Genomic DNA, 10,380 nt, shown 5'->3' with positions numbered 1-10,380 from the left:
CCGGACATCTTAACTTAGCCATTATCGGACATTACAACTTTGCTACTACACATATTGGTGCGCATAATGTATATTATGTTAAATTTAATATGGGCATCAGAGAATTAGCCATAAACCGTTCAGTCAAAACCCTCATATGCGCTTTTTCGCCGTGAATGAACAGGACTGGACGCGGAGAAATTTCCTTAATGTAAGTCATCAGCGGGAAATTCATGAAGGACATCGAAACTCAATGAAGGTGTATACAGACTACCTTCCCGTCATCAACATGCTCCATCAAATGACCAATTTCGTTGATGAGATGTCTGGCACCATGCTCCGTTAACAATACTAGTAACGGGTCGATACCCCCTCTCTGACTTGGACCTTTAAGGAACATCTTTATGATTTGATCACTGAGTTAACGCTGCTATTATCTAAGTCTTAATGTTCGAATCATAAATTCTTTTTATTAATTACCTTGCTGTCTAATTGTCCTCACGGAATGAAGGAGCTCTCTGATGAACTTACCCGGTCAACAGTCGCCTGACACCACCCTCCCCGGTTATGACCTCTCGCGTAGCTTAGGCCTTCAAGCGGGTACTGATATCGATTTTAAAAAGCTGGCCGCCCAACTCGACTGCACGCGTAATTTTTACAATGTCGGCATCATTTTTGATGATGGAAAACAACGCTGGCTGGTACGCCCTTCACGCCGCATTGCAGATGTGAATCAGAGCACCGTCAGCCATGTGGTAATCAGTAAAATTCCGGATGCTAAGGAAATCAGTGCAGAAAAAGCTGTGGTGGCGACGCTAACGACTCCCTCACTTGCTACGGAAATTACTTCAACCGGTTTTGCCTGTGGCGCGATGCTTGTTACGCTTGTTATGGCGTTTGGTGCCGGTGCGGCAGTGCCTTTTACCGCTGGCGGGTCCGGTGTGATTGCCGCGATTAGCCTGTCCGGTACGCTGGCAACTGGCGCACAATGCATGATTGGCGCGGGCCGTCTGCTGGCAATCCATAACGATCATGGTTCTGATGTTGCCTGGCTCGACAGCCAGGACTGGTATGTAGCTACCACGACGGTTCTGGATGTCATTTCGCTGGCTGCGGCAGGAACCGCACTGCGAAGTACTTTAGAAACGTACAAGCTGATGAAAGCGGCATCCTCAAGTAAAGTTACCGCCTGGTTCCAAAGCCTCAGTCGTGCTGAGCGTAAGCGCATCACGGAAGAGATCATCAAAGCGCAAAATCCAGGTATTTCCAGCGCCGGCGTGAAGGCAGCGATCCGCGCAGGCGTCTACCCGAAACGTTTCCCCAGCGAATCATTACAAAAATCACTGCAACGTGAGCTGATGAGTGCCGTGAACAACGCATCGGCCTTTGTGGGCAGTTCACTCACGGGGACGATCCGCAATCCTCAAAACACCGTCCAGTCCGGGCGCTATGTAGTCGGTCTGTTGCAGTCATTTTCGCCTAACTAAACGCTGAGTATTCAAATGGTTAAAGTTTTTTCCCGCCGCCTGCAACACTGTAACGAGGTGGCTACCAGCATAAGCAATGCCTCCCCGACACAGCTGCAACAGCTAAAAACTGTGTTGGCTGACGAAATGGGCAAACCTGTAGGTCTACACACCATGGGTATTCCAGCGGCGATCAGTACCCTCGGGGTAATTGTCAGTTTCGCTATTCCTCAGCTGTGGCTGGGGTATGGCATACTCGCCGGACTCGACCAGCCAGCGGAACACGTATTCGTCTGGGTTGTCCTGATCGCCCTTCTGTTCGCTGGCCTTAACGGCGTGACGATGTTTATGATTGGCAAAGGCAGCATGCGCGCCGTGCGGTTACACCTTACGCTGGCGGTGATAAGCCTGGTATTAACGGCAGCCTATCTGCTGGTCGCGCTGAGCGGTAGCGCTGCTCCGGGCGTCAGTCTGACCGCGGCGCTAGTGAGTATCGTCATGCTAATGCTTAGCGGCAGCTGTGTACTTTCCACCCCCTTCTATAAGATGCTGCTGTTTACTCTACATAATCGTGCCTGGCGCAAGCTTCTCAGCCAGACGCGTGCTAAAACAGCGCGCTAAGCGTTCATCTCGTAAAAAAACCGCCGCTACCGGCGGTTTTTTTTATGGCTTTTTATGCCTGCGCAACCAAATTAACTTGTACGCCGCCGGAATAATAAACAGCGATAACAGCGGCGCCGTGATCATCCCGCCAATCATAGGTGCCGCTATCCGGCTCATGACTTCTGACCCTGCGCCCGTCCCCCACAGAATGGGCAGCAGACCGGCAATGATCACCGCGACGGTCATTGCCTTTGGCCGCACGCGCAGCACGGCGCCATGGTAAAGGGCGTCATCCAGCGCCTGTTCTGTGAACGTGTCCCGATGGGACAACGCTGGCTGAGCCTCAACGGCATGACGCAAATACATCAGCATGACCACCCCAAATTCTGCTGCCACCCCGGCCAGAGCGATAAAACCGGTGCCGGTTGCCACAGACATATGGAAGCCCTGCCAGTAAAGGAACCAAATTCCCCCGACCAGGGCGAACGGCAGACTCATCAGGATCAGCAGCGCTTCATCCACGCGACGGAACGCCAGATACAGCAGAATAAAGATGATCATCACCGTCATCGGCACCATCAGCTTCAGTTTCTTGTTGGCGTGTTCGAGCAGCTCAAACTGCCCGGAGAATGAGACGCTGGTGCCCGGCCTCAGCTTTACGTTCTGACTAATAGCCGTCTTAATGTCGTTCACCACCGACACCATATCCCTGCCGCGGGCATCAATATAAATCCAGCTTGCAGGCCGGGCATTCTCCGTTTTCAGCATCGTGGGGCCGGAAACCACGTTGATATCCGCCACATCGCCCAGCGTGATCTGCTGTTTCATCGGCGTCAAGATCGGCATCTGCTTTAACGTGCTCGGGCTGTTCCGGTAGTCCTGAGGATAGCGGATATTAATCGGGTACCGGGCGACGCCTTCCACCGTTTCCCCTACCGTCGCGCCGCCGATGGCCGAGGAGACAAAGAGCTGCACATCGCCTACCGTCATCCCGTAGCGCGAGGCTTTTTCCCGGTTGATATCGACGTCAATGTAGCGCCCGCCCTCCAGACGTTCAGCCAGGGCAGACACCACGCCCGGCACCGTTTTGGCTACCGTCTCGATGCTCTGCGCCGTGGCGTCAATATCCGACAGAACGGTACCTGACACCTTGATACCAATCGGGCTTTTGATCCCGGTCGAAAGCATATCGATGCGGTTACGAATGGGCGGAACCCAGAGGTTCGCCAGGCCGGGCAATCGAACGGTCTTATCGAGCTCGTCAATAATCTTGTCAATCGTCATGCCGGGCCGCCACTGATCCTCAGGCTTGAGCTGAATCGTGGTCTCCACCATTTCGAGCGGCGCGGAATCCGTTGCCGTTTCGGCCTTGCCGGTTTTGCCAAACACCGAGGCCACTTCAGGTACGGTTTTGATGAGTTTGTCCGTGGTCTGTAACAGCGCGGCCGCTTCTGCCGGAGAAACGCCCGGCAACGTTGACGGCATATACAGCAGATCGCCTTCATTAATCTTCGGCAGGAATTCGCCGCCCACCTGGCTGAGAGGCCAGATCACCGTGAAGATGGACAAGGCCGCAACCAGCAGGGTTGTTTTTGGCCAGCGGAGCACCTTAATCAGTAGCGGGTGATAGGCTTTAATCAGTAGCCTGTTCAACGGGTTACTGGTCTCAGCGGGAATCTTACCCCGGATCCAGAACCCCATCAGGATGGGGATAACGATGATGGCCAGCGCAGCCGCACCCGCCATGGAGTACGTTTTGGTGAAAGCCAGCGGACCAAACAGCCGCCCTTCCTGCCCCTCAAGAGTAAAGATGGGAATGAAGGATAAGGTGATGATCAGCAGGCTGATAAACAGCGCCGGGCCAACCTCGACAGAGGCATTGGTGATCACCTTCCAGCGGGTGGCGTTATCAATCTGCTCTTCCGGATGCTGGTGATCCCACTCTTCGAGCCGTTTGTGCGCGTTTTCAATCATGACGATGGCGGCATCCACCATCGCGCCGACGGCAATGGCAATGCCTCCCAGCGACATAATGTTGGCGTTCAGCCCCTGGAAATGCATGACGATAAAGGCAATACACAGGCCAAGCGGCAGAGAGATAATCGCGACCAGCGCAGATCGAACGTGCCACAGGAACAGGGCGCAGACGATGGCCACCACGATAAACTCTTCAAGCAGTTTGGAACTCAGATTGTCGATTGCCCGATCGATGAGCTGGCTGCGATCGTAGGTGGTCACAATCTCAACGCCTTCCGGCAGGCTGGCCTTCAGCGTCTCCAGCTTATCTCTCACCGCCGTGATGACTTCGCGCGCATTTTTGCCCGAACGCAGGATCACCACGCCACCCGCAACTTCCCCCTGCCCGTTCAGCTCGGCAATACCGCGGCGCATTTCCGGACCCGTTTGTACGCGGGCGACATCGCGAAGGTAAATCGGTACCCCGTTCTCGCCGGTTTTCAGGACGATGTTATTGAAATCGTCCATCGTCTGCAGATAGCCGCTGGCCCGGACCATATACTCCGCTTCCGCCATTTCAACTGACGATCCCCCCGCCTCCTGGTTAGACGACTCAAGGGCCTGCTTAACCTCCGGCAGGCTAATGCCGTACTGAGCCAGTTTTAACGGATTAACCTAGATCTGATACTGCTTCACCACGCCGCCGACGGAGGCCACTTCGGCCACGTTCGGGATAGTTTTCAATTCAAATTTCAGGAACCAGTCCTGCAATGAGCGCAACTCAGCGAGATCGTGTTTTCCGCTGCGATCCACCAGCGCATACTCAAATATCCAGCCCACGCCCGTGGCATCTGGACCAATTTCAGAGCTCACGCCGGCAGGCAGCTTGCCCTGAACCTGGTTCAGATACTCCAGCACGCGCGAACGGGCCCAGTACAAATCGGTGCCGTCTTCAAAAATGACGTACACGTACGAATCGCCAAACTGCGAAAACCCGCGCACGGTCTTTGCGCCGGGAACCGACAGCATGGTGGTCGTGAGTGGATAGGTGACCTGGTTTTCAACAATCTGCGGGGCCTGGCCGGGATAGCTGGTTTTGATAATCACCTGAACGTCAGAGAGATCGGGCAAGGCATCGACTGGCGTGTTAATAATCGTCCAGGTGCCCCAGACGCTGAGGAACAGCGCCCCCATCATGACCAGGAAACGGTTGGCGACCGACCGCCGGATAATCCATTCAATCATCATCGTCTCCTTAATGGCCAGAGTGCGCGCCGTCAGCAGCTTCAGCGTGACGCATGCGCTCCAGCGCGCCGGTAATATTGGCCTCCGAGTCAATCAGGAACAGACCGCTGACCACTACCGACTCCCCCTCTTCCAGTCCGCTACCAATGCCGGACTGCTGCTGAGACTCATGCAGAACGTGGATCCTTTTCGGGACAAAATTCCCGTCCGCATCAACCGTAATAACGCGCTGTTCTTTGCCGGTATCGATAACGGCCTGGGTGGGGATCAGCAGCATTTCCTGGCTTTGGGTGTTCAGCTTCAGGTAGGCATTCATGCCCGGTTTAAGCAGTTCATCCTTGTTATCGACCTGCAGGCGCACCTGCAGCGTACGGGTGGTTGGATCCACGCTCGGCAGAAGACTCCATTTTTCAACCGGGAAGGATTTATCCGGATAAGCCGGTATCGAAACAGCAAACTGCGAGGTCTCTTTCAGCAGATAAGCAATGGATTCAGGCACTGCCGCGCCGATCCAGACCGGATCCATCCCCTGAATTTGCGCCACCACCTTATCTTTGGAAATATTCATGCCGGTACGCAGGTCAAAGGCCGTGATCGCTCCGTCGATCGGCGCCCTGATGGTAAACCGGGTCTGGATAGTGCGGGTCGCACGCAGTCTCTGAATATCCTCATCCGGCATACCCGCCAGCCGAAGCCGTTCGAGAACCCCTTTGATTTGCGTCGGCGTTCCGCCGGTACCGGATAACAGCAGAAACTCGCTCTGCGCCTCTACCCAGTCAGGAATGGTTATATCAACGAGCGGCGTGCCTTTCTTCACCTTATCGCCCGTCGTCAGCGGGTACACTTTCTCCACGAAGCCTTCCGCGCGCGCCTGCACAATGACAAACTGATAGTCGTTGTAGCTGACGTTGGCCGGGATGGTCTGGGCATAGTTCAGCGTTCCGCGCGTCACCTTTTGCGTTTTTAATCCCAGGTTCTGAACCTGTGTCGGATCAATACGGATACCGGCACTGCTTTTATTGTCGTTTTCATCCGCATATTTCGGTACCAGATCCATATCCATAAACGGCGATTTACCGGGCTTATCGAATTTTACGTCTGGCTTCATCGGGTCATACCAGAAAAGTACCTTTCTTTCTGGTGCGCTATTTTCCGTTTTTACAGATGAATGAAAAACCTGCCATGCCGTCACCGATATCAGCCCTCCCGCAATAAGGCTGCTGACTATCACGGCAGCATATTTTATTTTTAATGAGGCCATGCCGCGTCTCGCTATTTAATGCTCTTGAGTAAAGAGAGATTGCCCTGCTGAACAAACGAGAAATTCACGTGGCTGCCGACTTTTAAGGCATTAATACTCTCGTCAGCCTGAATAAAGGTAAAACGCATGGTCATCGCGGGCCAGCCAATTTCCGGGATCGCTTCATGGGAAATCGTGACTTTTTTATTCGTGAGATCAATGTCCTTCACGATGCCGGTCCCCGTGATGACCTGCTCTGAGGTCCCTTCGCTGGCAGCACTCATCATCTCGTGCTGATGAACCTCAGCCTGGAGGCTGGCAGAAAACACAATGGAGAACGCACCAAATACAACGGCCTTAAGTGAATTGCGCATGGTTATTTTCCTGTTTAATTAAATAAGGTTATTCGACCCAACCGCCGCCGAGCGCGGTGAAGAGATTAATTTCATTAACCTGCCGGGCATAAATAAGGTCGAGAATATTTTGCTGGGTAGAGAAAAGAGAACGCTCCGCGTCAAGCACTTCGATATAGCTGACCGCGCCGCTGGAATATAACCCTCTGGCACGTTGAAGCGTGATGCGGAGCGAATCCAGATACCGCTGTTGTGCAGCAAGCTGCTGGTTAATGCTGTCCCGCAGCGCGAGCGCATCGGCAACCTGTTTGAAGGCGGACTGAATTTTTTGTTCGTAATTAACCACCGACTGCTGCTGGCGAATTTCGGCCAGCTTCAGGTTGGCCTTATTTCTGCCCGCATTAAAAATGGGAATTTCGATTTTAGGAATAAAATTCCACATCCCGCTCCCTGACGTGAACAGGCTGGACAACTCCGTGCTTCCGGTTGAAATCCCGCTGGTGAGTGATATGGACGGGAAAAAGGCGGCGCGCGCCGCGCCGATATTCGCATCGGCCGCTTTAAGCTGATACTCCGCCCCCATAATATCCGGGCGCTGCAGCAGTATCGCGGAGGAAAGATGGGGAGGCAGTTTTACCGGGGCGACATCGCTGGCGTTCATGCCGCCGTCGCCCGGGAGCGCGCGATACGTGCCGAGGACCAGCTGCAGGGCATTATTGGCCTGCGCCAGCTCCCCCTCTCTTTTGGCAATCTCTGCCTGCGTGCTTTCGATCTGTCCCCGGGCCTGTTCCAGCGCCAGGACGTTCGTACTGCCCGTCACCAGCTGCTGCTCAACGAAAGCATAAGACTGCTGGTAATTTGTCAGCGTATCCTGCGCGATGCGCAGCTGTTTATACGCCAGCTGCTGGTTAAAATAGCTCTGCGACACGTTAGAGACGAGCAGGATATGCACCGCGCGGCGGGCCTCTTCGCTGGCGAAAAAGTTTTGTCGGTCGGCATCGCTCATGTTCTTCAGCTTGCCGAAGAAATCGAGTTCATAGCTAAGCGCAAGGCCCGCGTCGTACTGCTGCGCGGTGGGTTTGTCACTTTTCAGCCCGCCTCTGTATGTGATGCCCGAGGAGGCATTCAGCTGAGGATAGCGATCCGCATCCGTCACGTTGAACTGCGCCCGGGCCTCTTCGACCTTCAGGGCGGCCATTTTCAGATCGCGATTGTTCTTCAGGGCCTCCGTAATCAGCCCGGCAACCTGAGGATCGACGAAAAAGTTGCGCCAGCCGGTGTCCTGATACCCAGCCGCCGCGGGCGTCAGGCCGTTACGGGAAAGCGAAAACTGCCGGGGGACAGGTGCTTCCGGCCGCTGGTACTCCGGGGCCAGCGAGACGCAGCCTGCCAGAATAAATACCGTACTGATGCTTAGTCGTTTTAACAGGAACATAACGGTTCAAATAAAGTCCAGAGTAGTTTTAGGGCTACTCTACGCAACGCATCCTGTTTGACGGGTGACAGGATAATGACAATGTTGTCATTTTTAACGTAAGTCATTGTGAACGGCGGCGGGCGCCATAGAATGTCCTCAGCAGCCAGTCAGGGGAGCACGATGAAAATACTGATCGTCGAAGACGAAATGAAAACCGGTGAGTACCTGAGTAAAGGGCTGACGGAAGCGGGGTTTGTTGTAGACCACGCGGATAACGGCCTGAACGGCTACCATCTCGCTATGACCGCGGAATACGATCTGCTGATTCTGGATATCATGCTGCCCGATGTGAACGGCTGGGATATTGTCCGCATGCTCCGCTCGGCCGGTAAAGGGATGCCTATCCTGTTACTCACGGCCCTCGGGACGATTGAACACCGGGTTAAAGGACTTGAGCTGGGCGCGGATGATTATCTGATTAAGCCTTTCGCCTTTGCGGAGCTGCTTGCCCGGGTAAGGACGCTGTTGAGGCGCGGAAATACGGTTATTGCGGAAAGCCAGCTTCAGGTGGCTGACCTGACGGTTGACCTCGTGTCGAGAAAAGTCAGCCGGGCCGGGAGCCGCATCCTGTTAACCAGCAAAGAGTTCAGCCTGCTGGAGTTTTTCATGCGTCATCAGGGTGAGGTGCTTCCCCGCTCCCTGATTGCCTCCCAGGTGTGGGACATGAATTTTGACAGCGACACTAACGCGATTGATGTGGCGGTAAAGCGGCTGCGCGCGAAAATCGATAACGATTTTGAACCGAAGCTGATCCAGACGGTGCGCGGCGTGGGCTATATGCTGGAGGTGCCGGATGCGCGTTAAGCTTGCCAGGCGCCCTTTTTCACTTGCCCTGCGGCTGACCTTCTTCATCAGCCTCTCCACGATACTGGCCTTTTTCGCCTTTACCTGGTTTATGCTGCATTCCGTTGAAAAGCATTTCGCGGAGCAGGATATCAGCGATCTGCAGCAAATCAGCACCGCGATGCACCGCATCCTGCAGTCTCCGGTCGATCCTGACCAAAAGAAAATCAGTAAAATCAAAGAGTCGATGGCCAGCTACCGCAACGTGGCCGTCCTGCTCCTGGATCCGCAGGGAAATACCCTGTTCAGCTCGACGCAAGGGGCGACACTGCGCCCTGCGATGAACACGGCGGATTTTAGCGAACACCGCCGCGCGCAGGATGTGTTTCTCTGGACGGTTGAAGACCCTGCCGAAAACATGCACGCCGGGTCCAACATGAAAATGGAAACGTACCGGATTATCGCCTCCTCAGGCACGGCGACGCTTCAGGGTAAACCCCAGAACTACGTTATGCTGATCGGGCTCTCCATTAATTTTCATCTCCACTACCTTGAGGCGCTGAAAAAAAACCTTCTGGCGATTGCCGCCGTTATCAGCCTGCTGATTATTCTTGTCATTCGCATCGCGGTGCGTCAGGGACATTTGCCTCTGCGTAACGTCAGCAACGCCATTAAAAACATCACCTCCGAAAATCTGGATGCACGACTGGAGCCGACACGCGTTCCGATTGAGCTGGAACAGCTGGTCATCTCCTTCAATCATATGATCGAAAAGATTGAAGATGTCTTTACCCGCCAGGCCAATTTCTCTGCCGATATCGCGCACGAGATCAGAACGCCTATCACCAATCTGGTGACGCAGACTGAAATCGCGCTGAGTCAGAACCGCTCGCAGAAAGAGCTGGAAGATGTTCTGTACTCCAGCCTTGAAGAGTACAACCGGATGACCCGGATGGTCAGCGACATGCTTTTCCTGGCGCAGGCGGATAATAATCAGCTCATCCCTGACCGGGTGATGTTTGATTTAAGTGCGGAGGTCATGAAAGTCTTCGATTTCTTCGAAGCCTGGGCCGAAGAACGCAATATTGCGCTCAAATTTAACGGAATGCCCTGTCTGGTTGAAGGAGATCCGCAAATGTTCAGAAGAGCGATCAATAATCTTTTATCCAACGCCCTGCGTTATACCCCTGAGGGACAGGCAATCACCGTTTCAATAAGAAATCAGGGAAGCTTTTTTGACCTTGTGATTGAAAATCCGGGGAAACCAATCCCTGAAGA

The 10,380-nt window shown here is 54.0% G+C and carries 7 protein-coding genes and 2 pseudogenes; 4 read left to right on the top strand and 5 right to left on the bottom strand.

From position 1 onward, the window contains the following. Positions 1-118: 118 nt before the first annotated feature. Positions 119-223 (bottom strand): annotated as a pseudogene (locus ADJ24_RS25705) (MBL fold metallo-hydrolase RNA specificity domain-containing protein); the annotation flags it as partial. A 277-nt stretch (positions 224-500) separates the two neighbouring features. Between ADJ24_RS25705 and ADJ24_RS19495 the strand changes: the two are divergent. Both ADJ24_RS19495 and ADJ24_RS19490 read left to right on the top strand, forming a co-directional pair. Further along, positions 501-1,466 carry a hypothetical protein gene (locus tag ADJ24_RS19495; RefSeq protein WP_023311817.1) on the top strand — a complete coding sequence of 322 codons (966 nt, stop codon included), beginning with the start codon at positions 501-503 and terminating at the stop codon, positions 1,464-1,466. Positions 1,467-1,481: 15 nt separating this feature from the next. Further along, positions 1,482-2,066 (top strand): hypothetical protein, encoded by a 585-nt coding sequence (locus ADJ24_RS19490; RefSeq protein ID WP_023311818.1) that lies wholly within the window; start codon positions 1,482-1,484, stop codon positions 2,064-2,066. Between the two features lie 42 nt (positions 2,067-2,108). Here the strand turns inward: ADJ24_RS19490 and silA are convergent. The 4 genes and pseudogenes from silA to ADJ24_RS19470 all read right to left on the bottom strand — a co-directional run bounded on the left by silA (position 2,109) and on the right by ADJ24_RS19470 (position 8,277). Then, positions 2,109-5,249 (bottom strand): annotated as a pseudogene (silA, locus tag ADJ24_RS19485) (Cu(+)/Ag(+) efflux RND transporter permease subunit SilA). 10 nt (positions 5,250-5,259) lie between these two features. After that, positions 5,260-6,510 (bottom strand): efflux RND transporter periplasmic adaptor subunit, encoded by a 1,251-nt coding sequence (locus tag ADJ24_RS19480; protein ID WP_023311821.1) that lies wholly within the window; start codon positions 6,508-6,510, stop codon positions 5,260-5,262. An 11-nt stretch (positions 6,511-6,521) separates the two neighbouring features. Beyond that, a complete protein-coding gene (gene cusF / locus ADJ24_RS19475) occupies positions 6,522-6,863 on the bottom strand; it encodes a cation efflux system protein CusF (protein ID WP_023311822.1) in 342 nt (113 codons plus the stop codon). A 28-nt stretch (positions 6,864-6,891) separates the two neighbouring features. Then, positions 6,892-8,277 (bottom strand): efflux transporter outer membrane subunit, encoded by a 1,386-nt coding sequence (locus ADJ24_RS19470; protein ID WP_023311823.1) that lies wholly within the window; start codon positions 8,275-8,277, stop codon positions 6,892-6,894. A 162-nt stretch (positions 8,278-8,439) separates the two neighbouring features. Here ADJ24_RS19470 and ADJ24_RS19465 point away from each other — a divergent pair, with 162 nt between their 5' ends. Both ADJ24_RS19465 and ADJ24_RS19460 read left to right on the top strand, forming a co-directional pair. Then, on the top strand, positions 8,440-9,123 hold the full coding sequence (locus ADJ24_RS19465; protein ID WP_023311824.1) for a copper/silver response regulator transcription factor: 684 nt from the start codon (positions 8,440-8,442) through the stop codon (positions 9,121-9,123). Then, on the top strand, positions 9,113-10,380 hold a 1,268-nt coding region (locus ADJ24_RS19460; protein WP_048703430.1), incomplete at its 3' end, for a Cu(+)/Ag(+) sensor histidine kinase. The genes ADJ24_RS19465 and ADJ24_RS19460, both read left to right, overlap by 11 nt.

Source organism: Enterobacter sp. 940_PEND (assembly GCF_001059415.1).
GTDB classification, from domain to species: domain Bacteria; phylum Pseudomonadota; class Gammaproteobacteria; order Enterobacterales; family Enterobacteriaceae; genus Enterobacter; species Enterobacter cloacae_M.
The sequence above is the reverse complement of the archived record's forward strand: the minus strand, read 5'-3'. Positions and strand labels throughout refer to the sequence as shown.

Bases quoted from the DNA above. Each gene is read 5' to 3' on its own strand.
- ADJ24_RS19470 (WP_023311823.1), bottom strand. From the start codon at position 8,277: ATGTTCCTGTTAAAACGACTAAGCATCAGTACGGTATTTATTCTGGCA.
- ADJ24_RS19480 (WP_023311821.1), bottom strand. From the start codon at position 6,510: ATGGCCTCATTAAAAATAAAATATGCTGCCGTGATAGTCAGCAGCCTT.
- ADJ24_RS19495 (WP_023311817.1), top strand. From the start codon at position 501: ATGAACTTACCCGGTCAACAGTCGCCTGACACCACCCTCCCCGGTTAT.
- ADJ24_RS19465 (WP_023311824.1), top strand. From the start codon at position 8,440: ATGAAAATACTGATCGTCGAAGACGAAATGAAAACCGGTGAGTACCTG.
- ADJ24_RS19490 (WP_023311818.1), top strand. From the start codon at position 1,482: ATGGTTAAAGTTTTTTCCCGCCGCCTGCAACACTGTAACGAGGTGGCT.
- cusF (WP_023311822.1), bottom strand. From the start codon at position 6,863: ATGCGCAATTCACTTAAGGCCGTTGTATTTGGTGCGTTCTCCATTGTG.